This window comes from Nonomuraea sp. NPDC059007 (assembly GCF_042740555.1).
Lineage (GTDB): Bacteria > Actinomycetota > Actinomycetes > Streptosporangiales > Streptosporangiaceae > Nonomuraea.
Genome location: NZ_JBHYJD010000020.1, coordinates 13,152 through 38,129, shown reverse-complemented (window position 1 = coordinate 38,129; position 24,978 = coordinate 13,152). Strand labels below are relative to the sequence as shown.

28 protein-coding genes are annotated in these 24,978 nt (G+C 72.7%); 15 read left to right on the top strand and 13 right to left on the bottom strand.

Going from position 1 to position 24,978, the window contains the following annotated elements; translation table 11 throughout:
* Nucleotides 1-117: 117 nt before the first annotated feature.
* Both ACFWY5_RS30205 and ACFWY5_RS30200 read left to right on the top strand, forming a co-directional pair.
* Complete coding sequence (locus ACFWY5_RS30205; RefSeq protein WP_379635950.1) at nucleotides 118-1,773, top strand: ABC transporter ATP-binding protein; 1,656 nt, start codon at nucleotides 118-120, stop codon at nucleotides 1,771-1,773.
* The gene (locus tag ACFWY5_RS30200) at nucleotides 1,766-3,496 is read left to right on the top strand and encodes an ABC transporter ATP-binding protein (protein WP_379635949.1); all 1,731 of its coding nucleotides are present in this window, start codon (nucleotides 1,766-1,768) and stop codon (nucleotides 3,494-3,496) included. The genes ACFWY5_RS30205 and ACFWY5_RS30200 overlap by 8 nt, the downstream gene beginning before the upstream one ends.
* On the opposite strand, the gene ACFWY5_RS30195 is transcribed toward ACFWY5_RS30200, so the two are convergent.
* From ACFWY5_RS30195 to ACFWY5_RS30180, 4 genes are read right to left on the bottom strand one after another with little or no spacing between them, the layout of a single operon-like run.
* Entirely contained in the window at nucleotides 3,459-4,463 is a 1,005-nt protein-coding gene (locus ACFWY5_RS30195) for an ABC transporter substrate-binding protein (protein ID WP_379635946.1), read from the bottom strand. The genes ACFWY5_RS30200 and ACFWY5_RS30195 overlap by 38 nt on opposite strands.
* Complete coding sequence (locus ACFWY5_RS30190; protein WP_379621126.1) at nucleotides 4,460-5,251, bottom strand: ABC transporter ATP-binding protein; 792 nt, start codon at nucleotides 5,249-5,251, stop codon at nucleotides 4,460-4,462. Before ACFWY5_RS30190 ends, ACFWY5_RS30195 begins: the two co-directional genes overlap by 4 nt.
* Nucleotides 5,248-6,321: a FecCD family ABC transporter permease gene (locus tag ACFWY5_RS30185; protein ID WP_379635944.1), complete on the bottom strand. Its 1,074-nt coding sequence runs from the start codon at nucleotides 6,319-6,321 to the stop codon at nucleotides 5,248-5,250. Before ACFWY5_RS30185 ends, ACFWY5_RS30190 begins: the two co-directional genes overlap by 4 nt.
* Complete coding sequence (locus ACFWY5_RS30180) at nucleotides 6,321-7,346, bottom strand: FecCD family ABC transporter permease (protein ID WP_379621122.1); 1,026 nt, start codon at nucleotides 7,344-7,346, stop codon at nucleotides 6,321-6,323. The genes ACFWY5_RS30185 and ACFWY5_RS30180 overlap by 1 nt, the downstream gene beginning before the upstream one ends.
* 128 nt (nucleotides 7,347-7,474) lie before the next feature.
* Between ACFWY5_RS30180 and ACFWY5_RS30175 the strand changes: the two genes are divergently transcribed.
* A complete protein-coding gene (locus ACFWY5_RS30175; protein ID WP_379621120.1) occupies nucleotides 7,475-8,215 on the top strand; it encodes a helix-turn-helix domain-containing protein in 741 nt (246 codons plus the stop codon).
* A 12-nt stretch (nucleotides 8,216-8,227) separates the two neighbouring features.
* Here ACFWY5_RS30175 and ACFWY5_RS30170 read toward each other — a convergent pair whose 3' ends face one another.
* From ACFWY5_RS30170 to ACFWY5_RS30160, 3 genes are all read right to left on the bottom strand, one after another.
* Nucleotides 8,228-9,586: a hypothetical protein gene (locus tag ACFWY5_RS30170; RefSeq protein ID WP_379635942.1), complete on the bottom strand. Its 1,359-nt coding sequence runs from the start codon at nucleotides 9,584-9,586 to the stop codon at nucleotides 8,228-8,230.
* A 119-nt stretch (nucleotides 9,587-9,705) separates the two neighbouring features.
* On the bottom strand, nucleotides 9,706-10,521 hold the full coding sequence (locus tag ACFWY5_RS30165; protein WP_379635940.1) for a hypothetical protein: 816 nt from the start codon (nucleotides 10,519-10,521) through the stop codon (nucleotides 9,706-9,708).
* Nucleotides 10,522-11,073, bottom strand: coding sequence for an RNA polymerase sigma factor (locus tag ACFWY5_RS30160; RefSeq protein ID WP_379621114.1), 552 nt, complete (start codon nucleotides 11,071-11,073; stop codon nucleotides 10,522-10,524).
* Between the two features lie 129 nt (nucleotides 11,074-11,202).
* Between ACFWY5_RS30160 and ACFWY5_RS30155 the strand changes: the two genes are divergently transcribed.
* From ACFWY5_RS30155 to ACFWY5_RS30145, 3 genes are read left to right on the top strand one after another with little or no spacing between them, the layout of a single operon-like run.
* A complete protein-coding gene (locus ACFWY5_RS30155) occupies nucleotides 11,203-12,201 on the top strand; it encodes an alpha/beta hydrolase family protein (protein ID WP_379635938.1) in 999 nt (332 codons plus the stop codon).
* A 24-nt stretch (nucleotides 12,202-12,225) separates the two neighbouring features.
* Nucleotides 12,226-13,371, top strand: a complete 1,146-nt coding sequence (locus ACFWY5_RS30150; RefSeq protein ID WP_379635936.1) for a serine hydrolase domain-containing protein — start codon at nucleotides 12,226-12,228, stop codon at nucleotides 13,369-13,371.
* A 35-nt stretch (nucleotides 13,372-13,406) separates the two neighbouring features.
* Nucleotides 13,407-14,231, top strand: coding sequence for a helix-turn-helix transcriptional regulator (locus tag ACFWY5_RS30145; RefSeq protein WP_379635934.1), 825 nt, complete (start codon nucleotides 13,407-13,409; stop codon nucleotides 14,229-14,231).
* Here ACFWY5_RS30145 and ACFWY5_RS30140 read toward each other — a convergent pair.
* Together ACFWY5_RS30140 and ACFWY5_RS30135 are read right to left on the bottom strand one after the other, a co-directional pair.
* Nucleotides 14,184-14,837, bottom strand: a complete 654-nt coding sequence (locus ACFWY5_RS30140; RefSeq protein ID WP_379635932.1) for a class I SAM-dependent methyltransferase — start codon at nucleotides 14,835-14,837, stop codon at nucleotides 14,184-14,186. The genes ACFWY5_RS30145 and ACFWY5_RS30140 overlap by 48 nt on opposite strands.
* Nucleotides 14,838-14,885: 48 nt before the next feature.
* On the bottom strand, nucleotides 14,886-15,728 hold the full coding sequence (locus ACFWY5_RS30135; RefSeq protein WP_379635930.1) for an alpha/beta fold hydrolase: 843 nt from the start codon (nucleotides 15,726-15,728) through the stop codon (nucleotides 14,886-14,888).
* Nucleotides 15,729-15,823: 95 nt separating this feature from the next.
* Here ACFWY5_RS30135 and ACFWY5_RS30130 point away from each other — a divergent pair, with 95 nt between their 5' ends.
* A complete protein-coding gene (locus ACFWY5_RS30130) occupies nucleotides 15,824-16,384 on the top strand; it encodes a TetR/AcrR family transcriptional regulator (protein WP_379621102.1) in 561 nt (186 codons plus the stop codon).
* 3 nt (nucleotides 16,385-16,387) lie between these two features.
* Here ACFWY5_RS30130 and ACFWY5_RS30125 read toward each other — a convergent pair whose 3' ends face one another.
* Nucleotides 16,388-16,996, bottom strand: a complete 609-nt coding sequence (locus tag ACFWY5_RS30125; protein ID WP_379635928.1) for a TetR/AcrR family transcriptional regulator — start codon at nucleotides 16,994-16,996, stop codon at nucleotides 16,388-16,390.
* Between the two features lie 85 nt (nucleotides 16,997-17,081).
* Here ACFWY5_RS30125 and ACFWY5_RS30120 point away from each other — a divergent pair, with 85 nt between their 5' ends.
* The 3 genes from ACFWY5_RS30120 to ACFWY5_RS30110 all read left to right on the top strand — a co-directional run bounded on the left by ACFWY5_RS30120 (nucleotide 17,082) and on the right by ACFWY5_RS30110 (nucleotide 19,172).
* Entirely contained in the window at nucleotides 17,082-17,489 is a 408-nt protein-coding gene (locus ACFWY5_RS30120; RefSeq protein WP_379635926.1) for an ester cyclase, read from the top strand.
* A gap of 61 nt (nucleotides 17,490-17,550) precedes the next feature.
* A complete protein-coding gene (locus ACFWY5_RS30115) occupies nucleotides 17,551-18,114 on the top strand; it encodes a DUF305 domain-containing protein (protein ID WP_379635924.1) in 564 nt (187 codons plus the stop codon).
* A 155-nt stretch (nucleotides 18,115-18,269) separates the two neighbouring features.
* Entirely contained in the window at nucleotides 18,270-19,172 is a 903-nt protein-coding gene (locus ACFWY5_RS30110) for a BTAD domain-containing putative transcriptional regulator (RefSeq protein WP_379621094.1), read from the top strand.
* On the opposite strand, the gene ACFWY5_RS30105 is transcribed toward ACFWY5_RS30110, so the two are convergent.
* On the bottom strand, nucleotides 19,107-19,766 hold the full coding sequence (locus ACFWY5_RS30105; RefSeq protein WP_379635922.1) for a TetR family transcriptional regulator: 660 nt from the start codon (nucleotides 19,764-19,766) through the stop codon (nucleotides 19,107-19,109). The two genes, ACFWY5_RS30110 and ACFWY5_RS30105, sit on opposite strands and share 66 nt — an antisense overlap.
* 89 nt (nucleotides 19,767-19,855) lie before the next feature.
* Here ACFWY5_RS30105 and ACFWY5_RS30100 point away from each other — a divergent pair, with 89 nt between their 5' ends.
* From ACFWY5_RS30100 to ACFWY5_RS30085, 4 genes are all read left to right on the top strand, one after another.
* Nucleotides 19,856-21,106 (top strand): tetratricopeptide repeat protein, encoded by a 1,251-nt coding sequence (locus tag ACFWY5_RS30100; RefSeq protein ID WP_379635920.1) that lies wholly within the window; start codon nucleotides 19,856-19,858, stop codon nucleotides 21,104-21,106.
* 18 nt (nucleotides 21,107-21,124) lie between these two features.
* A complete protein-coding gene (locus tag ACFWY5_RS30095) occupies nucleotides 21,125-21,463 on the top strand; it encodes a YciI family protein (protein WP_379621190.1) in 339 nt (112 codons plus the stop codon).
* Nucleotides 21,355-22,623 carry an RNA polymerase sigma factor gene (locus ACFWY5_RS30090; protein ID WP_379621188.1) on the top strand — a complete coding sequence of 423 codons (1,269 nt, stop codon included), beginning with the start codon at nucleotides 21,355-21,357 and terminating at the stop codon, nucleotides 22,621-22,623. Before ACFWY5_RS30095 ends, ACFWY5_RS30090 begins: the two co-directional genes overlap by 109 nt.
* Nucleotides 22,624-22,695: 72 nt before the next feature.
* Complete coding sequence (locus ACFWY5_RS30085) at nucleotides 22,696-23,112, top strand: ester cyclase (protein WP_379621088.1); 417 nt, start codon at nucleotides 22,696-22,698, stop codon at nucleotides 23,110-23,112.
* A gap of 148 nt (nucleotides 23,113-23,260) precedes the next feature.
* On the opposite strand, the gene ACFWY5_RS30080 is transcribed toward ACFWY5_RS30085, so the two are convergent.
* On the bottom strand, nucleotides 23,261-23,704 hold the full coding sequence (locus tag ACFWY5_RS30080) for a hypothetical protein (RefSeq protein ID WP_379635918.1): 444 nt from the start codon (nucleotides 23,702-23,704) through the stop codon (nucleotides 23,261-23,263).
* The gene (locus ACFWY5_RS30075; RefSeq protein ID WP_379635916.1) at nucleotides 23,701-24,273 is read right to left on the bottom strand and encodes a DUF2867 domain-containing protein; all 573 of its coding nucleotides are present in this window, start codon (nucleotides 24,271-24,273) and stop codon (nucleotides 23,701-23,703) included. Before ACFWY5_RS30075 ends, ACFWY5_RS30080 begins: the two co-directional genes overlap by 4 nt.
* 100 nt (nucleotides 24,274-24,373) lie before the next feature.
* On the opposite strand from ACFWY5_RS30075, the gene ACFWY5_RS30070 reads away from it, so the two are divergent.
* Nucleotides 24,374-24,946, top strand: coding sequence for a TetR/AcrR family transcriptional regulator (locus ACFWY5_RS30070; protein ID WP_379621082.1), 573 nt, complete (start codon nucleotides 24,374-24,376; stop codon nucleotides 24,944-24,946).
* The last annotated feature ends 32 nt before the right edge of the window (nucleotides 24,947-24,978 follow it).

The window sequence follows — 24,978 nt, the reverse complement described above, 5'->3', positions numbered from 1 at the left end:
CCGCGATCCAACCAGGTGTCCAGGCCGTGCCACTGCCGCGCACGATCGGGCCGCGGCTTCGACGGCGTGCGCTCTGCCTTGGAGCCGCGGGCGGGTGCGGAACCTACGGTTTCGGCCGTGACGAATCGGCGAGGACGGCTGCTGCTGCGGCAGTGCCTGATGCGGGTGAGGGCGGACCTGCTGCGCGCGGTGGCCGCGGCGGTGGTCAGGCAGCTCGCGTTCCTGGCCCTGCCGTGGCTGCTCGGGCGGGCGGTGGATCTGGGCGTGCGGGCCGGTTCGGTGCCCGCCGCCGCCGGTTACGCCGGGGCCTTCGTCGTGGTGGCCGCCGCCGAGTACGCGGGCATGCGGGGCTGGCAGAAATGGGCCACGCTGGCCGACGTCCGGGCGGGGGCGTGGCTGCGTACCCGGCTGCTGCGGGCGATCCTGGCGGTCGACACCGAGACGATGCGGCGCGACGCCGGCGGGTTCGGTGACCTGAGCACCCGGGCCACGCGTGACGTCGACACCGTGCAGGTCTGGGTGCACGGGCTCACCACGTGGGTGGTGATCGGCGCCACCGGGCTGGTGCTGGTCCCGGCGATGGCGGGTCTCGACCCGCTGCTGCTCCTGGTCGCCGCGCTGACCGTGCCGCTGCTGCTGGCGGTCAACCGGGTCTTCCCGCCGTTGTTCGACCGGCGCGCGGAGGAGCTGGCCCTGGCGCACAGCGGGCGCGCGACGGTGGCCGAGCACCTGCTGACGGCCCTGCTCCCCCTGCGCGGCGTGGGCGCCGACCGGCTCATGGTCGAGCGCCATCACCGCCACAGCGCCGAGGTCAGCCGCCACACGATGCGCCTGGCCTCGGTCGGCTCCGCCTGGGAGGCCGCGGTCTTCGTCGTGCCCCGGCTGGCGGTCGTGGCCGGGCTGTTCGCGGGCGGGTACGCGGCGCTGCAGGGACGCCTCACCGTCGGCGAGCTGACCACGTTCGTGTTGTGGATGGGCACGGTGTCGCTGGCGGTCACCGTCATGACCGCCAGGCTCGGCGACCGGGCCGAGGCGCGCGTCGCGGCCGGGCGGATCGAGGAGATCCTGGCGCTGCCCGGTGTGCCGGAGGGCGGGAGCGCCCTGCCGCGCGCCGGGCTGCTGCGGGTCAGCGGGCTGTGCGTCGAACGGGAGGGCGGGCCCGTGCTCGGCCCGCTGGAGCTGAGCGCCGCGCCCGGCGAGTGGGTCGTGCTCACCGGTGCGACCGGGTCGGGCAAGAGCACGCTCCTGCGGGCCATCGCCCAGCTCGTGCCCTCGACGGGCGAGGCCTCGTTCGGCGGGGTCCCGCTGCGGGGCAGCGACCCCGGCGACCTCTACCGCACGCTCGGGTTCGTCCCGCAGGGGCCGCTGCTGCTGCACGGCACGATCGCGGAGAACCTGCGGCTGAGCGGCGACCACCCCGATCACGAGATCGAGCGTGCCGCGTTCGCGGCCGGGCTCGACCTCGCGCTGAGCGGGCTCGCCGACGGCTGGGACACGCAGGCGGGCGAACGCGGCGGCGCCCTGTCCGGCGGGCAGCGCCAGCTGATCGTGCTGGCCAGGGCGTTGCTGCGCGACTGCCCCGTGCTGCTGCTCGACGACGTCACCTCGGCCCTGGACGCCGGCACCGAGGCGCGCGTGCTGGACCGGCTCCGCCGCGCGACGGCGGGCAAGGCGGTCGTCTTCGCCGGCCACTCACCGGCCGTCCTCGCCCGCGCCGACCGGCGGGTCACGCTCGCCGGCGGCACGCTCACGCAGGAGCCCACCCGTGCCTGACCAGCCCATCCTCGCCGACCTGCCGGACCAGCGGGCCGTCTTCCGCCGTGCGGCGGCGTTCCTGCGCGGGCACCGGCTCGCGCTGGCCGCCGTCGTGGCGCTCAACCTGACCGGCGCCGCTCTGGCGGTCGGGGTGACCGCGGCGATCGGCCGGGTGATCGACGCGGCCGGCGGCGGGCGGGCGGGCGCGCTGGCCCTGTGGTCGGGGATGCTGCTCGCCCTGGTCGCGGCCGGGGGCGCGCTCGCGTGGTCGTCGCGGTACTGGCTGGTCAGGGTGGGTGAGCACGCGCTCGCCGGGCTGCGCGAACGGGCCGTGTCCGCACTCGGCACGGCTCCGCTGCGCTTCGTCGAGGCCAACCGCAGGGGCGAGCTGCTGCGCAGGGTGACCGGCGAGATCAACGGGCTGGGCTCGTTCGTGGGCGCCACGCTGCCCGACCTCGTCACCGGCGCCGCGGTCCTGGTGTTCACCGTGGTGATGCTGGCGGCGTACTCGTGGTTGCTGACCGCGGTGATGCTGCTGACGTTCGTGCCGCCGGCCGTGCTGATCGTGCGCCGGTTCAAGGCCCGGGCCGGCGTGGCGTACGGCGCGGTCGCCGCGGCGCAGGCCACGGTCGCGGCGCGGTTCGCCGAGTCCCTTCCGGCCCAGGAGCAACTGCGCGTCAACGGCGCCGTGCCGCGCTGGCTGGCGCGCTTCGGCGCCGACAACGACCGGCTGCTCGACGCGCAGGCGGCGCAGGTGCGCGCCGAGCTGGAGCTCAACCGGCTCGCGCTGCTTCAGGCGGCCTGCGTGGCGGTGGTGCTGGCCCTCAGCGCGTGGCTGGTCGGCCGTGACCTGCTCAGCGTCGGGGTGGCCGTCGTGTTCGTCCTGGCCACCCGGGACATCTTCCACCGCTTCGAGGATCTGGCCGCCTCGATCGGCGAGGCTCGGGAGGCTCACGTACGGCTGGCGCGCGTACTCGACCTGATCGAGGCGAGCGCTCCCACCGGCGGCGGCACGGACGACGGCGACCTGCCCGCGCGGGGCGAGCTCACCCTGTCCGGCGTCGGCTTCTCCTACGGCGGCGCGCGCACGGCCGTCGCCGGCCTGTCGCTGACCGTCGCGAGCGGGGACCGCCTGGTGATCGCGGGGCGGACCGGCTCGGGCAAGTCCACCGTGGGCAAGCTCATGGCCGGGCTGTACACGCCGGACGCCGGTGCCGTCCGCTTCGCCGGGCACGATCTGGCCGCGGCGGATCCGGCCCGGGTGCGGGCGCGCGTCGTGCTGGTCCCGCAGGACGTCCTGCTGGTGGACGGGACGCTCGCGGAGAACCTGGCCATGCTGCCCGTCCCCCCGGACCGCCGCCGTGTCGAAGCGGCGCTGCGCGAGCTCGGGCTGGCCGGATGGGTCGCGGCGCTGCCCGGCGGCCTGGACACGAGGGTGGGCACGCACGGCTCGCGCCTGTCGGCCGGGGAGCGGCAGCTCGTGGCCATCGTCAGGGCCTGCCTCGCCGACCCCGCGGTGCTGATCCTGGACGAGGCGACCGCCGAGGTCGATCACGAGACGGCCGCCATGATCGAGGGGGCGCTGTCGGCCGCGGCCGGCGACCGGACCCTGATCGTGATCGCCCACCGGGCGGGCACGATCGCGCGCGGTCGCCGCCTGCTGTCCATGCCCGCGGGCCTGGTCACCGCTCCCGGGCAGGGCGTCAGCCTCCGGCGACCGCCTTCGCCAGGATCGGGGTGAGCTGCTCGACCACCCAGGAGGAACTGAGCGCGTCGGGGTAGGCGATCGCCGAGGAGAGCGTGTTCTCGGCGGGCACCACCGCGACGTGCTTGTTCTTGACCGCCTCAAGCGACTGGAAGAGCTTGTTGCCCGCCAGCTCCGACGCGCTGAGCAGGCCCTTGTCGCCGAACGGGTAGGTGACCAGGACGACGTCGGCGTCGAGCTGGTCGAGGTTCTCCAGGCTGACCCCGTTGTCGTTGGCGGTGTAGCCGGCGGCGTTGGCGGTCTTGCGCAGGCCGAGATCCTCGAAGATGCCCGGGTCCTGGCCGGCGTAGGACATGAACGTGATCTGCTCGGGGTGGACGACGACGTAGGTGTAGGTCTTGCCGCGGAAGGCGGGGTTGGCCGCGGCGGCGTCCGCGATGACCTTGCGGTTGGCGCCGATCACCGCCTCCGCCTCGGCGCTCATGCCCAGCGCCTTGGCCGCCACCTTCAGCCGCTCCTGCCACGGCAGGGTGTCGGCGTCCTTCTTCTGGGCGTAGGTCACCACCGGCGCGATCGGCGCGAGCTTGGCGTAGTCGGTATCCATCCCCCAGGTGTTGACGCCGAGGATGACGTCCGGCGCCTCGGCGGCGATGGCCTCGTAGTCGGTGCCGTCGGTGTCGTCGTAGGTCTTCAGGCTGGTGACGCCGAGCTTGTCCATGGCCCGCTTCTTGTACTCGGAGATCGCCCCGCCGTCCTCGACGTCGGGGGTGATCACCGGCACCAGCCCGAGGGCCAGGGCGATGCTGGTGTCGCCGTCGGAGACGGTCGCCACGCGCAGCGGCTTCTTGTCGATGGTGTCCTGGCCCCAGGCGTTGGTGAGCGTCACGGGGTACGCGCCCTCCGCCGGCCCTGGGACGGCGGCCTTGTCCGCGGGCCGGTCCGGTGCCGCGCAGGCGGTGACCAGGGCCAGGCCGGCCGCGGCCGCCGCGAGGAACTTCTTCATCGGTTTCTCCTTGACAGTGGGAAGATCTGTGGCGTCCCGTCGACGGGGTGGGGCACGACCGCGCAGGTCAGGCCGAACACCTCCGCGACGGTCTCCTCGGTGAGCACGTGCTCGGGCGGCCCCTGGCGCACGATCCGGCCGTCGCGCATGGCGACGATGGTCGAGGCGTACAGGGCGGCCTGGTTGAGGTCGTGGGAGACGAGCACGATGGTCTTGCCGGTGCGCTCGTTGAGCTCGGCCAGCAGGTCCATCACCTCGATCTGGTGGGCGATGTCGAGGTAGGTGGTCGGTTCGTCGAGCAGCAGCGTCGGCGTGTCCTGGGCCAGCGCGAGCGCGATCCAGACGCGCTGCCGCTGGCCGCCGGAGAGCTGGTCGACCGGCCTGTCGATCAGCTCGGCGGTGCCGGTGGCCAGCAGGGCGTCGGCGATGACCGCCTCGTCGGCCGCGGTACGGCGCCGCCCGAAGCGGCGGTGGGGGTGGCGGCCCCGCCAGACGAGGTCGCCGACGGTGATGCTCTCCGGCGCGACGGGCGACTGCGGCAGGACGCCGAGCCTGCGGGCCACCTCCCTGGTCGGGGTGGCGTGGATGTCGGCGCCGTCGAGCAGGACCGCGCCGGCGGCGAGCGGCAGCAGCCGGGCGATGGACTTGAGCAGGGTCGACTTGCCGCACGCGTTCGGCCCGACCAGGGCGGTGATGCGACCGGCGGCGATGCCGGCGGACAGCTCCTTGATGATCAGCGACGTGCCGTAGCCGCTGCTGATCGCGCGGGCTTCGAGCTGGTAGGTCATGACGTGGCTCCGGTTCCGCGGCGAAGGATCAGCCAGAAGAAGTAGGGCGCGCCGAGCAGCGCGGTGGGCACGCCCGTGGGCACGGGGCTGATGACGGGCGCGTGCTGGGCCAGCAGGTCGGCGCCGAGCACGATGACCGCGCCGGCCAGCGGCGCGAGGGCGAGCGTGTGCCGCCCGCCGGTCAGCCTGACCGCGATCGGGCCGCTGATCAGCGCCACGAAGCCGATCGGCCCGACGACGCTGGTGGCCAGCGCGGCGGCGCCCGCGCCCAGCAGGAGGGTGGCGACGCGGGTTCTGGGCACGGTGGCGCCGAGGCCGGTGGCCAGGTCGTCGCCCAGGACCATGCCGCTCAGCGGGCGGTCGAGCGCCGTGGCGCCCAGCGCGCACAGGACGAGCGCCACGGCGAGGGTGGCGACGCCCTCCCAGCTCACGCCGTTGACGCTGCCGACCAGCCAGCGCATCGCGATCGCGATGCTGTGCTGGTCGGCCGCGGTGAGCAGGTAGTTGGTGTACGCGACGCAGACGGCGCTGAGCCCGATGCCGACCAGGACCAGCCGGTAGGTGTCCACGCCCTGGCGCCAGCTGATGGCGTGGATAGCGGCCACCAGCAGGAACGATCCGCACAGCGCCGCCAGCGGGATGCCGAGGGGCAGGGACGGCGCCAGGACCAGCGCGGTGGTGGCGCCGGCGCCCCCGCCCGCCGAGATGCCCACGATGTCGGGCGTGGCCAGCGGATTGCGGATGAGCCGCTGGTAGAGGGCGCCCGACAGGCCGAACAGCGCGCCGGACAGCGACGCGGCCAGGGCCCTCGGCAGCCGGTTCTGGAAGACCACGTAGTCGGCCAGGCCGGTACGCAGGCCGAAGGCGGCGGGCAGGATGTCGGCCGGATCGAGCCGGCGGGCTCCGCCGAGGAAGATCGCCGCCGTCAGCAGGGCGGCGAGCAGCGCGCAGCACAGGACGACGAGGGCCGCCAGCCGCCTGACCTGGCCTCGCCGCGTACGCCTGATCGTGGACAGCACGGCGGCACGGCCGGAGGAGCCCGCGCCCACGCGGGTTTCGAGCAGGTTCATCAGACGCGCACCAGGTTCCGGCGGCGGGCCAGCCACACGAAGAACGGCGTGCCGACGACCGCGGTCATCACCGCGACCTGGATCTCCCCGTTGCGCAGGACGAGCCGCCCGGCGATGTCGGCGCCGAGCAGTACCACGGCCCCGCAGGCCATGGACAGCGGGAGCGACCAGCGGTGGTCGGCGCCGACGAGCATCCTGGCGCAGTGCGCGCCGACCAGGCCGACGAAGGCCACGGGGCCGACCGCCGCGGTGGCCGCGGCGCAGAGCAGCACCGCCACGGCCGCGCCGCCCAGCCGCGCCCTGCCGACCTTGACGCCGAGCGCGGCGGCCGCGTCGTCGCCCATGCTGAGCATGTTGAGGGTACGGCCCAGCGGCAACGCCAGCACGAGGCCCGCGAGGACGAACGGCGCGATCTCGTCGAGGATCTCGGCCCGGCCGGTGAGCTGGCCCACCGACCAGAACCGCAGGTGGGCGTAGACGGCTTCGTCGCGGACGACGAGCAGGGTGATGAGCGAGCTCATGACGGCGGCCACCGCGACCCCGGCCAGGACGAGCCCGATGGTGGTGCTGCCGATGGCGCTGCGCGTGCCGACGGCGTAGACCAGCGCGGCGGCCAGCCCCGCCCCGGCCAGCGCGGCCCAGAAGGAGCCGCCCACGCCGGTGATGTCGAAGAACAGGATGCCCAGGACCACGAACATGGCCGCGCCCTGCTCGACGCCGAGGATGCCGGGGTCGGCCAGCGGGTTCGCGGTGAGCGCCTGCATGATCAGGCCGGAGGCGCCGAGCGCGGCGCCGACCGCGAGCCCGAGCAGCGTGCGCGGGATGCGCTCGGTCCACAGGACGTGACCGTTGTAGCTGTCGCCGCCCGGGTCGGCCAGGACGCGGACAACCTCCATCGGCGAGATGTCGCGGGCGCCGAGGGCGATGCCCGCGACGGTCACGACGGCCAGGCAGAGGACGGCGAGCAGGGCGACCGCCACGCCACGGGTGAGCACCGGCTTCGGCTGCTGCGGGGTGTCAGTCATCGGTCATCCTGGGCTCCTAACCTGGCGAACGGCAGATTAGGTTACCCTTACCTTACTTGGGCGGGTCCAACGCGGCGGGCGGCCGCTCACACTCAGGGGCCACCCATCCACGAGGAGGTTGTGCGACCGTGACGGAGACAGTGGCCGCGCCGGAGGTCCTGGCCGACGACGAGTTCATCGCGGACTGGGGCCATCCGACGCACGCGCACGACTTCCACCAGTTCCTGTACGTCCCGCTCGGGCGGATCACCGTCACCGCGCACGGGTGCGAGCACCGGTTGTCGCCGTCGGTCGGCGTGTGGATCCCGGCGGGGGTGCCGCACAGCGCCAGGTTCGGCCCCGACTCGCTGATCGTCGTGGAGACCTTCGAGACGGACCTGTACCGGCTGCCGCACACCGAGGTCACGACCGTGAACGTCACCGACCCGCAGCGCAGGCTGCTGCTCAGCCGGATGCGCAGATCGGCCCCGGCCGGCGACGCGGACGTGTTCGCCGCCCTGTCTGCCGGGCATCGGGCCAGCCTGCCTCTCCCCCGGCCCAGCAGCCGTGTGGCCTCGGCCGTGGCCGAGCAGCTCAGCCGTACGCCCAGCGACCCGCGCACCGCCGCCGAGTGGGCACGCAGCCTGCACAGCAGCTCGACCAGCCTGCGCAGGGCCTTCAGGGCCGAGACGGGCCTGGCCTTCTCCGAGTGGCGCACGCGGCTGCGTCTCAACCAGTCCCTGGAGTTGCTGGATCGCGGGCACCTGGTCGGCGCGGTGGCCGCCAGGGTGGGCTTCACCAGCGCGAACGGCTACATCCTGGCCTTTCGCCGGCACTTCGGCCAGACGCCGGGGGCGTACGTGAGACGGTCGGCGGCCCGCTCCGCCTGACCCGCGCACCGCTCAACGGCGCCTCCAGGGCAGGCAGAGGGCGGCGGCGAGGCAGGCGATCGGGATCACCGGCAGCACGTAGCGGTGATCGAAGTCGAGGACGGCGACCGGGCCGACGAGCAGGCCCATCGCCAGCGCCCAGGGCAGCAGTGCCACGCGCGGGCGGCGGACCGCGGCCACCGCGCCGAGCAGCAGGATCGCGGCCAGCACCGGGCCGCGCAGATAGGCCCCGTACTGGTAGACGACCAGGAAGCCGGCGTACGGCCCGGCCGACGACAGCCCGCGGATGCCGGAGTCGTACTCCTTCCTCACCTTGTCGATCAGCGGCTGCTCCGGCAGCGGCCAATGTCCCTGGGCGAAGCCGAAGGCCGGGGTGGTGCGGGCGGGGTGGGCGATCGGGGTCCAGGAGAAGGCGATGGAGGTGTCGCGGACGACCTCGCCGAGGTAGTCCAGGGGCTGGGCGAGGATCGCGCGGATCGCGAACGCGCGGGCCAGGTCGTTGTGGGAGAAGCGGTCGCCGGGCAACTGGTTCAGGGAGGCTCGCTCGGCCCAGACGTATTCGGAGGCGGCGTCCAGCACGGTCGCGTTGGGGCAGAGCCTGGCCTGGTCGGGGGGTGGCCGGATGACGGAGCAGTCGGCGAAGGTCATCGTGCGGGCCCACAGCGCGACGCCGTCGGCTCCGCTGATCGCGAATCTGCCGTGGTGGGCGCCGTACCAGGCGGCGTACGCGATCAAGGGCAGGATGCCCGCCAGGGCCAGGGCCGTCAGCCGCCGCCACCCCACCCGCCGCACCGCCAGCACGATCAGGACCAGCAGCAGCAACGGCAGCGCGATCGTGCGGGTCAGCGCGGCCAGGGCGAACAGCAGCCCCGCCAGGACGGCGGCGCGCGTGCTCAGCCGCGGCGACCACATCAGGACGCTCAGCCCCGCCACGACCAGCACGATGAACTGGGTGTCCGACAGGACGGCGTGTTCGAGCCGCAGGAACGAGGCGTCGAGCAACGCCGGCACCGTGGCGAGCACGGCCGCCCAGCCGGGCACCGACCTGCGGCGCAGCACGGCGTAGATCATCACGCCGACGCTCAGGCCCAGGGCGTGCTGGACGGCGGCGACCAGTTCGACGCTGTGGAACGGCAGCAGCGCCCGCAGGAACAGCGGATAGCCGATCGGGTGGAAGGACGCCGACGGCGCGAGGTGAACGGCGGTGTCGAGGTAGGTGAAGGAGTCGTACCAGTAGAGCCGGGCCGGCCGGTAGCCGAGCATCGTCACCACGCGCAGGGCGGCGGCCAGGGTGAGGAGCACGACGAAGGCGCCGTGGCCGGCCAGGACGCGGGGCGGCGTCGCCGGGATCACCCGGGTTTGTGTGAGCACGCGACATCCGATCGGGGTCAGGGCATGACGGGATCCACGCATGGCGGCATGCGCGGTCCCGGACGGGGTCAGGAGCAGAAGGGGGTCAGGGGCCTGGAGGCGTCAGGAGCGGGAAGAGGTCAGGAGCAGACGGCCTTCTGCGGGCCGGGGCGCGGGCGCGGGCCGGTCAGCAGCAGCGCGCGGCCGTCGGCGCTCATGACGCCGTCGTGGACGTACCAGCCCGCGGGCGCATCGGGCGTGGAGCGGGGCGCGCCGTAGGAGGTGAACTCGGGTTCGACGTCGCGGGCGCGGAGCATCGCCGTGACCTCGGCGACGCTCTTGTTCACATAGTTCACGCAATGCAGGGGTTCTCCGGGCATGGCGATGCCGGGTGGCAGGGTGTACCTCTCACCTGGTTGCGCCCGCCGGCCCAGGATGATCTCCGCCGATTTATCGTAATTAATCGGCACTTTCAGGCCGGTCGGGCAGCCACCGAACCGTTCGCACGGACCGGGGGCCTCGATCGTCGTGACGGGACCCTTGCCGGGCACCTGGTGGCCGGCCCTCAGCCGCTCGGAGTCGTTGATCACCAGGATGCTGCGCGCCAGGCTCGCCGAGGTCGGCGCGAGCTTGAGCGTGATGCGCAGGCCGCGTGCCCTGAGCTCGGACTCGTAGACACGGGGATCGGCGAACAGGTCGTTCACCGTGATGACGTAGTGGTCGCCCACCCGGTCGATGTCGAGCGCGGCGGCGGCCGGCGTCTGGCCCAGCCCGACGGCCAGGACGACCGTCATCAGGGCGAGGGCGGGCGCCACGAACCGGCGGCGCCACGAGAAGACGGTTCGCGGCGGGACCGGCTGCGCGGTGATCTCCTCCATCAGTTCGGCGGCCAGCGGGCTCGCGCCGGGCCCGGGGTCGGGCGCGATGCCGGCGACCAGCCGATCGATGCCGTTCATTCACATCGCCCCTTTCGCCAGCGCGATCGCGCGCGAGCCGTAGCGGGCCAGGTCGAGCCCGGACTCCTCGAGTTCCCTGGCCAGTCGTTTGCGGGCGCGGTGCAGGCGGATCCTGGCCGCGCCGCGCGAGCAGCCCAGGACGGTGGCGATCTCCGCCGAGCTCAGTCCCTCCCAGCCGGCCAGCGAGAGCACCTCGCGATCTTCCTGGCTCAGGCGCGAGAAGGCCTTCCGCACGTCGGTGACCTCCTCCGGGCCGCTCGCCTCCGCCCATTGGGCCAGGTGCAGGCCGAGCCGTTCGACCAGGTCGCTGCGCCGCGACTCGGCCCGGTGGCCGTTGGCCACGACCTTGCGGGCGACGCCGTACAGCCACAGGCGGGCCCTTCGGCCCTCGGGGATGTCGTCGAGGCGGCGCCAGGCGATGGAGAACGTCTCGGCGAGGGCGTCCGCGGCGTCGTCGTGACCGTCCATGCGCCGCCGGATGTAAGCCAAAATATCGGGATATTGGGCAGCGTAGATCTCCTCGAAACGCCGTTTGCGATCACGGGGGGCCACGCTGCCTTCTCTCTTCCTGGACACCTACACCCCGGTACGTGTCCGGACTCGGCAGAGTGTTTCACCCCAATTCGGGGAACATGGTGAAGCGTTCGCAATGCAGCCGATCGTATCAGTTACGATAGTTGCATGAAGGTTAGAACGTGGGTGGTGCTCTGTGTGCTCGCGCTGGTCGCGGCGACCGGTGTGTGGATCGTCGTGCAGAACGACTTCGCCGTGCGCGAGGTGGAGGTGAGCATTCCGGGGCCGAAGCAGCCGCTGAAGGCGGTGCTCGCGCTGCCGGAGGAAGGCAAGGGGCCGTACGGGCTGGTCGTCTTCGCGCATGGAGACGGCGAGGCGGACGCGAGCCGGGACGGGTTCTACCGCCCGCTCTGGGAGGCGTTCGCGCGTGCCGGGTACGCGTCGCTGTCCTGGAACAAGCCGGGCGTCGGCGGCGCGCCGGGCAACTGGCTCGACCAGAGCATGGACGATCGCGGCGCCGAGGTGGAGGCCGCGCTGGACTGGGCGAAGAAGCGGCCGGAGATCGACCCGGGGCGGCTCGGGCTCTGGGGCATCAGCCAGGGCGGCTGGGTGCTGCCGAAGGTCGCCGGTGACCGTACCGACGTGCGCTTCATGATCCTCGTGGGTCCGGCGGTGAACTGGCTGCGGCAGGGCGAGTACAACCTGCGGGCGGAACTGCGCGGCCAGAGCACGCTCGACGCCGAGCTCAAGCGGCGCGCCGCCCAGATCCGCCTGCTGGAGGCCGGCGTGGGTTACGACCGCTACCTCGCCTCCGGGCTGGACGACCCGCCGATGAGCAAGGACCGCTGGCGGTTCGTGCTGCGCAACTTCCGCGCCGACGTGACCGATCAGCTTCCCGGGATACGCGTCCCCACCTATGTCCTGCTCGGCGACCACGACCGCAACGTCGACGTCAAGGAGACCGAGGCCGCCTACCGCGCGGGCGTCCCCCGTGACCTGCTCACCGTCGAGGTCCTGCGCGGCGGCTCCCACAGCGCGGCCAAGCACGAACTGGACAATCCCGACAGCATCTGGGGTGCGGTCACGGCCGTCGCCGCGCCGCGGTCCCTGTACGTCCCCGGATATCTCGCCGCGCTCACGGCGTTCGTGAACAAGCATGGACACTGACCACCGACACACGGAGGGACCACCATGATCTTCAGGACACTCGTGCCGGCGTTAGGCCTTCTCGTGGGCGGGCTGACCGTGCCCGCCTCGGCCCAGGTGCCGCTCACGACCGCGCTCGACAAGGCGTTCGCCAAGGCGGCGGCGAGCGTCGGTGATCCCGGCGCCCAGGCGGTCGCGATGCGCGACGGGAAGGTGATCTGGTCGGCGAAGTCCGGCCGGGCGATCAACGAACCGTCCGCTCCGGTCACCGGCTCGACCATGTTCAGCCTGGGCAGCTTCGGCAAGACGGTCCTGGCCGCGTACGCCCTGCGCCTGACCGAGCAGAAGATCCTGGCGCTGGACACCCCGATCTCCGCCTATGTCGGGAAGAAGGTAGCGGGTTCGAACGTCGTCACGCTCCGGATGCTGCTCACGCACACCGCCGGCTATCCGGACATGTACGCCGATCCCAAGACCGCTCCCCTGTTCGAGGGCGGCAAGAAGTACGACCCGAACCGGCCCTACACCTTCGCCATGCTCGCGCCGGGCATCCGCAAGCCGGTCAACCCCGGCAAGCGGCACGAGTACTCCAACACCGGGTTCATCGTCCTGGCCCACGTGCTGAGCAAGGCATCCGGCGGCGGCGAAGCCCTCGAACGCGACCTGCGGCTTTTCCTGCGCGGGGCGGGCACCACCGGCGACTCCCTCACCGCCGAGCGCTCGGGGCGCGCTTTGTCCCGCTTCGCCCACGGCTACACCGTCGGCGACGGCGGCGCGCTGACCGACTTCTTCACCGCCCACGGCGCCAAGGGCATCCCCACCGACCTGTACGGCCTGCCGTTCGGCGACGGGATGTTCGCCGGCACCGCGACCGGCGGCGCCCGCTTCCTCGACGCCCTGTTCGCCGACGAGCGGCTCCTGCGTCCCGCCACCGTCAAGACGATGACCACGCCGTCACCCCAGTCGCAGGCCGCCGACGGCACCTACGGCATGGCCACCGAACGCACGAAGGTCGGCCGGCGCACCTGGCAGGGGCACGCGGGCGCGTACGGCGGATTCACCTCGATGGGCGCCACCGACCGCACCCGCGGCGTGACGCTGATGGTCGTGACCAACCGGATGGCCGCCTCGGACGTGGCCGGCACGATCTGGACGAAGCTCGCCCAGGCCTACGCCTCCGCCACCCCCTGACGCCACCGGCGATGGCTTCTGGCAGCATCGGCGGGGTGACGTCCGGGGACGAAGCGGCGCCGTACTTCGCCGTCCACGAGGGGTACGCGCTGTACCGGGGCCCGGTGTCCGACAGCGCCGCGCATCGCCACGCCGCCTTCCAGATCGCCATCGCCGTCGAGGGGGAGGTGTCCATGCTGGACGCCGCCCGGACCCGGCACCGTGCCGCGGCGCTGGTCGTGCCGCCGATGGTGGGGCACCGGATCCTCGCGGTGGACAACCTGCTCACGTTCTTCGTCGAGCCGCACTGCGCGTTCGCCGACCGGCTGCGGGCGCGCGGCGGCACCGGGATCACCGCCGCCGCCGACCTGCGCGGCCTGCGCGAGCAGGACGTACGCGGCGGCGGCGCGCACCCGTCCGGCAAGCTCGACCCCCGCCTGGTGGCGGCGATGCGCGCCCTGTCCGACCAGGGCATGACACCCGCCCCGGCCGCGGCCGGCCGGGACGGATGGCCGGGCGCCCCGGGCGCGCTGCCCGTCGCGGCCGGTCCGGAGGGAGGGGCGTGTGTTCCCGGCTCCATGCCCGCGCTGGCCGCCGAGGTCGGGCTGTCGCCGCAGCGGCTGCGGGCGCTGGCGCGGCGGGAGCTGGGCATGCCGCTGTCGCGCTGGCGGATCTGGGTGCGCCTGCGCCGGGCGGCCGAGGCGATGCGGGCCGGGCAGTCGCCGGCCGACGCGGCGATCACGGGCGGCTTCGCCGACCAGGCGCATTTCACCCGGCGGCTGCGCGAGATGATGGGGCTCACCCCGGCCGCCGTGGCGCCCCTGCTGCGCCGCTCAGCCGCGGCGGGCGACGTACACGGAGATGGAGCCCGTGATCGTTGAGACCACCTCGGCCTCGCGCACGGCGCAGAACCCGGCTTCGGTCATGAGCGCGGGCAGGATGCCGTCGGCGTTGGGCTGGGTGTCGGCCCGGCCGTCGGCGAGCTGGACGATCCGGAAGGCCGTGCGCATCAGCGCCGTGCGCTGCAGCCCGTAGTCGGCGATGACCAGCCGCCCGCCCGGCCTCAGCACCGCGAACATCGACGCGAGTACGGCCCGCTTCATCGCGACCGGGCACTGGTGCAGCACGAGGCTGGAGACGGCCGTGCTCGCCGAGCCCGCTTCGACGATCTCGGTGAGCGCGTCGCCCATGCCGGTGCGCCATTCCGGTTCTGCGCCCGCGGCGGCGGCCTTGCGGCGGGCCAGCGCCAGCACGTCCGGGTCGGGGTCGACGCCGATGACGCGGGCCCGCGGCTCGACCCGGTTCAGCAGCAGTGCCAGTGACCCGGTGCCGCAGCCCACGTCGACGATCACGTCACCGGGCCGCGGCGCGGCGTGCATCGCGAGCAGGCCGCGCCACAGGCGTTCGCGCGTCAGCGCGGCGACGGCGTCGTAGAGCCGGGTGGGGGCCAAGCGGCCCAAGGCGGGAGTGAAGGCTGGTCCGGTCATGCCGGGCAGTCTTCATCCCGCGTCAGGCCCCGGTCTTGAACGAACCGCTCACCTGCCGGCGAAGGCCAGCAGCGCCTTGTTGACCTCGGCGGCGTGCGTCCACAGCAGGCCGTGCGGTGCGCCCTCGACCTCGACGTACTCCGCCTCGGGGAACGCCTGGTGGAAGGGGCGCCCGGTGGCGTCGATCGGCAGGATGTTGTCCTTGGTCCCGTGCAGGATCAGCGACGGCTTGCCGGCCGCGCGTACCGCCTCGACGTCCTTGCGGAAGTCCTCGATCCAGGCCGGGACCACCGCGTAGGCGGCGACCGGGGCGGAGGTCGTGGCGGTGTTCCAGTTCGCGGTGACGACCTCCTGGCTGATCCGGGTGCCGAGGTTCTCGTCGAGGTTGTAGAAGTCCTTGTAGAACTGGGTGAACCAGGCGTAGCGGTCGGCTCGGGCCGCGGCGGCGATGCCGTCGAAGACCTTCTGGGGCACGCCGGTGGGGTTGTCGTCGGCCGCCACGAGGAACGGCTCCAGCGACGCCAGGAACGCGAGCTTGGCGACGCGCTCGTGGCCGTGGTTCTTGACGTAGCGGGCGAGTTCGCCGGTGCCCATGGAGAAGCCGACGAGGATGACCTCGCGCAGGTCGAGGGTCTCCAGCAGCGTGTTCAGGTCGGCGGCGAAGGTGTCGTAGTCGTAGCCGCCGCCCACCTTGCTGGACTGGCCGAAGCCGCGGCGGTCGTAGGTGATGACCCGGTAGCCGGCGGCGAGGAGTTCGCGGGTCTGGAGCTCCCAGCTGTGGCCGTTCAGCGGGTAGCCGTGGATGAGCACGACCGGCTGGCCCGCTCCCTGGTCCTCGTAGTAGAGCTCGATGGCGGTGCTGTTTTCCGTTCCGACCTTGATGTGGCCCATGAGATCTTTCCTCCCCTTCGGCGGAGAACGATCGTTCTCCTCTTCTGTGGACTACAGTAGAGAACGTACGTTCTCTGCGCAACCCGGGAGCTCTCATGAACAACGAGGAGGCGGCGCGTGCCCGCGTCGTGTCCACCGCAGACGGGCTGTTCTACGCCCAGGGAGTCCAGGCCGTCGGCATGGACGCGGTGCGTACCGCGTCGGGCGTGTCGCTGAAGCGCATCTACGCGCTCTACCCCTCCAAGGACGACCTGGTCCTGGCCGTGCTCCGGCACCGGACGGAGCAGTGGAACACCGGCCTGGCCAAGGCCGTCGCGGCGGCCGCGACGCCGCGCGACAAGGTGCTGGCCGTCTTCGACTTCCTGGCCGAGTGGTTTCGCGAGGACGACTTCCGCGGCTGCGCCTTCATCAACTTCTTCGGCGAACTGGGCGGCGGCAACACCAAGGTCGCCGCGGCCGTACGCGAGCAGAAGACGTCCTTCCAGCGCCACGTCGCCGGCCTGGTGCGCGACGCGGGCGGCCCCGACCACCTCGCCCCGCAGCTGGCCCTGCTCGCCGAGGGCGCCCAGGCCACGGCCGCGATCACCCGCGACCCCGGCACGGCGGCGCACGCCCGCGCCGCGGCCGAGACCCTCATCCGGTGCGCGATCGGGTAAGGGCTACGCCATCTCGAACGCCGGGAGCAACGCCCCGGCCACCGACTCGGCCGAAGGCAGCAGGCCGGCGGCCAGATCCCCCAGCAGGTACCGGTGCAGCGCCCGCTGATGCCCGGCCCCGATCAACAGCAGCGCGCCCGCCACCGGGTCCAGTGACGCGCGCATCCGCCCGGCCCGCTGCTCGGCCCGCAGCAGCTCGGCGACCGGCTTCAGCGCGAGATGCGGGCCCACCTCGGCCTCGCGTTCGACCAGCAGCTCGCGGAGCTGGCGGTCGGACTGCAGCGCGCCCAGGATCGGCATGATCCGCAGGTAGAACCGCTCCAGACCGCCGATGACCGCGGCCAGATCGGCCGTCAGGTCGCCGCTGCGGCCAGGGCGGCCGAGCACCACCGTGGCGTCGGCGAAGACCGGCAGGTGCAGGTTGATGACGGCCTGCAGCAGGCCGAGGCGGTTGCCGAAGTGGTAGAAGACGCTCGACTCCACGACACCCGCCCGGCGGGCGATCTCCTTGGTCGACAGCGCCAGGCCCGCCTCGCCGAGAACCTGCTCCGTCGCCTTCAGCACCGCCTCGCGCACGCCGGTGGACGGCCGGCCGCGCCTGGATTCCGCCATCGTTTCACTCCCGATTTATTGAGTAATCGCTCAGGAAAGAGTAGCTTTATTGAGTAATCACTCAGAAATTCCGACAGGAGACCTCGTGAGCATCGAAGCGCGCAAGGACACCGTCAGACGTCTGTACAAAGCCCTTGAGCTCGGCGACGTCGACATCGCCGACGAACTGTTCACCCCCGACTTCATCACCACCGAAGGCGAGCACCAGCACATCGTCGGGCCCCAGGGCTTCAAGGAGGCCATCCGCGAGGTGCACGCCACGCACGCCGGGCCCAGGTTCGAGATCCTCGACATCCTCGGCGAGGGCGACCAGGTCGCCGTGCGCTGGCGCATGACCGCGACCCACAGCGGCGAACTGCTCGGCGTCCCCCCGACCGGCCGGGAGGTGTCCATGGAGGCGTTCGCGCTCTTCCGCTTCGCCGGCGAGCGCATCAGCGAACGCCACGCCGTCATCGACCGGCTCGGGCTGCTCAATCAGTTGCGCGCCGCCTGAGACCGAACCTGTCCGGCGGCAGCCGCGTATCCGGTCATGAGTGCTCCCGAAGGGATCGACCATGACAGGCTCCCGCACCACGCGAACCGCGATCGCCGCCCTGTGCCTGGCCGCCCTGGCCTGCGGCTGCGGCCAGGCAGCGAGGGCGCCCATCGCCTCCGGCGCCGGATACAACCCCGCCGACCTGGCCTTCTCCCAGCAGATGATCCCCCACCACCTGCAGACCATCCAGGTGGCGCAACTGGCCGAGAAGAAGTCCGGCGACACCTACGTCCGGCGGGTCGCGCGTGAGCTGATCAAGAAGGAGCGCGCCGACATCGAGCTCATGTCCTCCTGGCTGCGCTCCTGGGGTACGGCGGTGCCCTCCACCCCGCCGGCCGCCGGTCACGCCATGCCCGGCATGCTCTCCCCCGTCCAGATCACCGAGCTGAAGCGCCGCAGCGGCGCCGAGTTCGACACGCTGTGGGCGTCGTTGCTGGCCACGCACCTGGGCAGCGGGGTGCGGATGGCCGAGACCGTGGCCGCGCGGGGCGAGCACGTGCCCACGACCGCGCTGGCCCGCTCCCTGATCCCCGACCAGCGCGCCCTGATCGCCGAACTCGGGCAACGCTCCGGTCAGGGCTGATCGGCGCCGCGGCGGTGCGCCCGCAGCGGCAGCCGGGCGCCGCCGGGTCATCCCGGCGTGGCAGCGCCCGGGGCGGCCGGCTGTGCCGCCGGGTGTAGCCGCGCGCGCATCGTGCGGCCGATGCGCGGCACACCGCCGCCCGCGACAGTGAACGTATGAGTCTTGACGTCGCACTCCTGGGTCCGATGGAGGTACGGCTGGGCCCCACCCCGATCAGGCTGACCACCGGCCGGCTGCGGACGCTGCTGGCCACGCTGGCGGTGTCGGCCGGTGACACCGTCACCTTCGAGCGCCTGGCCCTGGCGTTATGGGGCGAGGAACTGCCGGCCAACGCGCGCCGCAGCGTGCAGACCTACGTCGCCCGGCTGCGCCGCGTCGTGGGCCGGGCGGCGATCCGCACGATGCCCGACGGCTACCGGCTGCAGGCCGACCCCGAGCGGGTCGACGTGCTGCGCTTTCGCCGGCTGCTGGCCGACGCGGCACGTTCGCGCGGCACGGCGGCCGAGCCGGCGCTGGTGGAGGAGGCGAACCGGCTGTGGCGGGGCCCGCCGTTCGAGGGCATCGACTCGGACTGGCTGAGCGCGAGCCAGACCCCGTACCTGCAGGAGCTGTATCTGAGCGCGGTGGAGCGGCGGATCGACCTGCGCCTGGCCGGGGGGCGGCACGGCGAGCTGGTCGCGGAACTGCTCGACCTGGCCTCCCGGCATCCGCTGCGGGAGTCGCTGTGGGAGCGGCTGCTGGTCGTGCTCGATCGGTGCGGACGGCAGGCGGAGGCGCTGGCCCAGTACGAGCGGCTGCGGCGGCGCCTGGCCGAGGAGCTGGGCACCGACCCGGGCGCCGAGCTGCGCCGGCTCCACGCCCGGCTGCTGCACGACGATCCGCTCGGGCCGGCGCGGGGGCAGCAGGCGGTGGGGGTGTTCGCGGGCCGTACCACGACCCTGGACAGGACGGGCCGGCTGGTGGAGGACGAGGACGGGCAGGTGGCGGGGGTTTTAGTCCTGTCGGGGGCGGACGGCGGGGGCCGGACGTTCCTGGCTCTGGTCTGGTCGCCCGCCTGAGGGCGCGGTCAGCAGGCGCAGCGCCGTCGCGAACAGTTCCGGCGGGCACTGCCCGGGGGCCAGGAGCGTGAGCAGCCGCATCCCGATGTCGAGAGATTTCAGGACGGCGTCCGCCTGCTCGTACGGCAGTTCGCCCAGCCCGCTGCCCGCCGGCGCCAGCGGATGGCGGCCCGGAGCGCCGGGCGGGAACAGCAGGGCGACGAGCTCCGCGCGCACCTCGGGATGACGCGTGGCATGGATCATGAGCTCGACGGTCATCTGCGCGAACGTGTCCTGCTCGCCCCCGCGGGCCCGCTCGGCCCAGTAGCGCCCGTACTCCTCCCCCAGCTCGCCGGCGTCCCGCCCGGAGTGGAGCAGGTGTTCGGCCTGCGCCCGCGCCTCCAGCCCCAGGCGGTGGCGCATGACCGCCAGCAGCAGATCCTCCTTGCCGTCGAAGTTGGAGTAGACGGCGCCCTTGGTCAGACCGGCCGCGGCGGCGACCTCGTCGAGGGAGCTGCCCTGGATGCCGCGGTCCGCGAACACCTTCTCCGCGGCCTCCAGCAGCCTGAGCCGGTTGCGCTCGCGCTGCTCCTGCCGGGTGAGCCGATCTGTCACCGCACCGATCCCTTCCCCGCTGTTGACATTCTCAAGAGTATACGAATACTGATCGGTATCCAGATACTCACCGGTATTTGAAGGATGTCATGACCACTCGCCGTACCCTCCTGAAGTCCGCCGTCGTCGCCGGCCTGGCGGCGGCCGCCACACCGAAGACCCTCGACAGGGCGGACGAGCTGTTCGCCTCGGGCGAGTTCGCCGCCGCCGGAACGCTCTACCGCAAGGTCCTCGGCGGCGACCCCGACCACGTGCACGCGCTCGCCCGGCACGCCTACATCACGCTCATGACCGGCCGCCTGCCTCTGGCGAAACGCCTGCTCAAGCAGGTGCTGCGCCTCGACCCGGGAAACACGCGCGCGCTGGGCAACCTGGCCGACGCGCTGTGGCGCGCCGACCGGTTCGCGGAACTGGCCGCGCTGCTGCCCTCGGTGACCAAGGACGGCCCCACCGCGACCGCGGCACAGTTGCGGAGCTTCGCGGGGCTGCGGCCGTACACGATCTCCGGTCCCGCGACGGTCAGGGTGCCGTTCACGGCGGCCGACCCGCTGCCCATGATCGAGGTGTCAGTGAACGGCGCCGCGCCCGAACTGTTCTTCCTCGACACCGGCGCCCTGTTCGCCCTCAACCAGGACTACGCCGACCGCCTCGCCATCCCCACCTACGGCCACACCACCGGCCGGACCATGTACGGCGAGCACCAGGCCCACCAGGGCCGCGTCGACACCCTCGCCCTGCCCGGCGGCCTCACCATCGGCAACCTCCCGGTTCACACGATCCCCGACGCCATCCGGCTGACCGCGCCCGACGGCAGGCTCACCCAGGGCGCGATCGGCACGAGCGTCCTGGCGCGGTTCCTGCCCACCCTCGACTACCCCGGCCAGGCGCTCGTCCTGCGCCAGGACCGGCGCGCGGCCGTGCGCGCCCGGCACAGCGCGCCTCTGTGGTGGGTGGGCGACCACTACCTGCTCTCCCGCGGCACCGTCAACGACCTGGACCCGATGGTGTTCTTCGTCGACACCGGCGGCGGCGACATCGGGTTCACCGCACCCCCCTCCACCTTCACCGCCGCAGGGATCGAGATCCCCGCGGGCGAGGGATTCCATCCGGTGACCGTGCGCGAGGTGACGCTCGGCTCGGCCACGGGCCGCGACGTGTCCGGCCTGACCGGCGCGTTCCCCCCGTGGTTCGAGCACGGCTTCGACTTCCGCATCGGCGGGCTGCCCACGCACCGGTTCTTCAAGCCGTACGCGATCACCTTCGATTTCCCGCGCGGCCGCATTCTCATGGAAGCGGATGTCCCCCCGGCGCCGGACCGTTCGTCGTCAAAGGTACGGTGAGACGATCTGGAGGTCGCGATGCAATACGCCCTGGTGATCTATGCCGAGCCCGGCCTGGAGGAGACGGTGTCGGAGGCCGAGCGCGAGGCCATGTACGCCGAGTACTTCGCGCTGGGCGACGACCCGCGCGTCGTCGGCGGCGCCCAGCTGCAGGCGGTCGAGACGGCCACCACCGTACGCGTGTCGGAGGGCAAGACACTGATGACCGACGGCCCGTTCGCCGACACCAAGGAGGTGCTCGGCGGCTTCTGCCTGGTCGAGGCGGCCAACCTGGACGAGGCGGTCGAGATGGCGGCCCGGATTCCGGCCGCCAGGCTCGGCGGCGTGGTCGAGGTCAGGCCGGTGGTGCGGCGCTGACCGCGCTGGAGGCCGTCTTCCGTGACGAGTGGGGCCGGGTACTGGCCTCGCTGGTCGGCTACCTCGGCGACTTCGACCGGGCCGAGGACGCCGCCCAGGAGGCCTTCGCGATCGCCGCGCGGCGCTGGCCCACGTCGGGCGTACCGGCGAATCCGGGGGCGTGGCTGGTGACGACGGCGCGCAACCGGGCGATCGACCGGATCCGCAGGGACCGCACGCTGGCCGGGAAGATCCACCTGCTGCCGGTACCGGAGGTCGTCATGGACGAGCTGGACGAGACGGTGATCAAGGACGAACGGCTTGAGCTGATCTTCACCTGCTGCCATCCGGCGCTACCGCCGGAGGCGCAGGTGGCGCTCACGCTGCGCACGCTCGGCGGACTGCGCACGGCCGAGATCGCGCGCGCCTTCCTCGTGCCCGAGGAGACCATGAAGCGGCGGCTGTCGCGCGCCAAGGCCAAGATCAAGGCGACCGGCATCCCGTTCGCCGTGCCTGGCGCCGGCCTGCTGACCGAGCGGCTCGGCGCCGTCCTGGCCGTCCTCTACCTGATCTTCAACGAGGGCTACAGCGGCCGCGTCGACCTGGGCGCCGAGGCGATCCGGCTGGGGCGGGTGCTGGCCGTACTCATGCCGGAGGAACCGGAGGCGCACGGCCTGCTGGCGCTGATGATGCTCCACCACGCGCGGCGGCGCGCCCGCTTCTCCGGCGACGACCTCGTCCTGCTCGACGACCAGGACCGCTCGCTGTGGGACACCGGCCAGATCGCGGCGGGGCGGACGGTGCTCGACCGGGCGCTCATGCTGGGCGGGCGCGGACCGTACGTGGTCCAGGCCGTGATCGCCTCGCTGCAGACCCACCGGCGCATCGACTGGGCGCAGGTCGCCGGCCTGTACGGGCGGCTGGCCGAGCTCACCGGCTCGCCGGTCGTCGAGCTCAACCGCGCCGTGGCGCTCGCCCAGGCCGGCGACCCCGCCGACGCGCTGCGCGCCGTCGAGCGCCTGAACCTGGACGACTACCTCTATTTCCACTCCACGCGCGGTGAGCTGCTGCGACGTCTCGGCCGCACCGCCGAGGCCAGGCAGGCGTACGGCCGCGCCCTCGGCCTGGCCACCTCGACCGCCGAGCGGCGTTTCCTGTCCGGGCGGCTCGAACAGCTCTGACCCGAGGCGTCCCCCCGGCACGGGCCCGTTCGTCGCCCGAGTGTGAACGACGACAACCCGAGGAGAAACCGCATGTCCAACACCGTCATCTTCGAGCGCCTGAACGACGCCGTCCACTCCCGCGACCTGGAGGTCATCGCCAAGACCGCCGGTGAGGTCGTCCATCCGCAGGCGCGCTTCCACACGCCCGTGCCGACCGACGCGAACGCGGCGCAGGTGATCACGAACGCGTGGACGATGCTGCTGCGCGCGTTCCCCGACATCCGGGTCACCGTCGAGGACGTGGTCGCCGACGGCGACAAGATCGTCTACCGCAACACCGTCACCGGGACCCACCTGGGCGAGTACCGGGGCGTCGCGCCCACCGGCAACGCGGTCACCTACCAGGAGATCTTCATCGTCCGCTTCGCCGACGGCCTGATCGCCGAGATCTGGGGGGTCACCGACGTGCACGCGCAGCTACGGCAGATCGGCGCCATCCCCGCCTGAGCCGCGATATCCGCCGACGGCCGGTGGCGGCCTGTCGCTCCCGCTCCGCGGGTCAGCCCTCGGCCGGGACGGGCGGGGGCTGATTCGGCCGGCCGCGGCATCGGCCTTCGGCTCCGGCGGCGCGGCCCGCTACACCGGCGTTAGCCCGCTACGCCCGCATTATGGCTTTCGCCCCGGAGGGCAGGGCCACCGCGAAGGCGGCGGTGGCGATGGACATGGTGATGATCGGCGGGAGCAGGCGCGCGTAGGCGACGACCGCCAGGCAGGCCAGGCCGACACCGAGGTTGAACCACCTCAGCGGCCGGCTCGTGGCCAGCAGTCCGGCGGCGTTCCTGACGACGGCGAGGGTGATCACACCGAAGGCGACGAACATGATCGACATCACCTGGCTCATGGCGTCGAACAGCAGCTCGAAGTTGGTCTGCAGGCCGAGGTCCGGCTCCGCGGCGCGCATCGCCCGGCGCGCGCCGGCCTCGCCGTCGAAGGGGATCGGCACAAGGGATCCCAGCAGGTGCACGGTCCCGGTGATGATCGCGGACCATGCCCCCACGGCTGTGGCGCGGGACTGGACGCGGGTGGGTGTGGTGTTCACCGGGTGCTCCTTGAGAGATCGCCGGTCCATCCGTGCGCGATGGAGCGGATCATCAGCGGGTAGACCACCTGGTGGCGGATCGGGGCGATGCCCGCCATGTAGGCCCGTCCGAACAGGCCGTGCGGTTTGACCAGGGTGGCGAACCGGCCTCGGTAGGCGCCGGAGCCGTCGCCGACCCAGCCCAGGTGCGCGATCGCGTCCACGCCGCCGGCGGTGGCGTGGGCGGCCCACTCGGTGCCGGTGATGTACAGGCAGGCGAAGGGGCCGAAGTCCGGCCCCGGCCGGTCGCGCAGGTCGCCGGGGATCGGCTCGCCGCGCCACGGCGCCCGGGCGCCGCCGCTGGGCGGGTTGAGGCCGAACGGCGCGCCGAGCCACAGGCGGATCGCCAGCAGGGCGCGCACGATCGGATTGCCGGGGCCGGCGGTGAACTGTTCCACCAGCCGGGGGAAGTCATCCGCGCCGCCCGGGGTCGGCAGCGACCACACGTCCTCCACCCGGTAGTCAGGCGCGAGCGCGTGGATGCGCCACGGGCGCGAGGTGTGCTCGATGACGGGGAGCCTGCTGGACATGGCCCTGCCTCCTCCGAAAGGGTTATACAGTGGTGTATAACTCGAAGCTAGACTGGTTATACAGTCCTGCACAACCGATGCGGACGGTGAGGTGGGTCACATGATGGGCACATTGCGCACACCCCGCGAGAAATGGGTCGAACAGGGCCTGCGGGCGCTGGCCTCCGGCGGCGTGGACGCCGTGCGGGTGGACGTCCTGGCCAAGGCACTGGGAGTGACCAGAGGCGGTTTCTACGGCTACTTCGCCAGCCGCGGCGCCCTGCTGGCGGAGATGCTGGATACCTGGGAGCGGGAGGCCACGGACGACGTCCTCGACCGCATCGAGCAGGAGGGCGGCGAAATCACCGACAAGGCCCAGCTGGCCGGGCGGCTCACCTTCTCCGACCGCCTGCTCCCCATCGACCTGGCCGTGCGCGACTGGGCCCGCCGCGACCACGACGTCGCCGAGCGCCTGCGCCGCGTGGACAACAAGCGCATGCGGCTCCTGCGCGAGGCCATCGGCACCTTCTGCGCCGACCCCCGGGAAGTCGAGGCGCGCGCCCTGCTGGCCTTCTGCGCGGCCATCGGCAGCCACTTCCTGGCCGCCGACCACCCCGGCCAGACGCGCGCCGAGGTCATCGCCCGCGCCGGCGACGTCATCCTCAACCGCTCACCGGCCGGCCCTTCGGCCTGAATCCGCGAACGGGAACGTGCACCGGACCACCC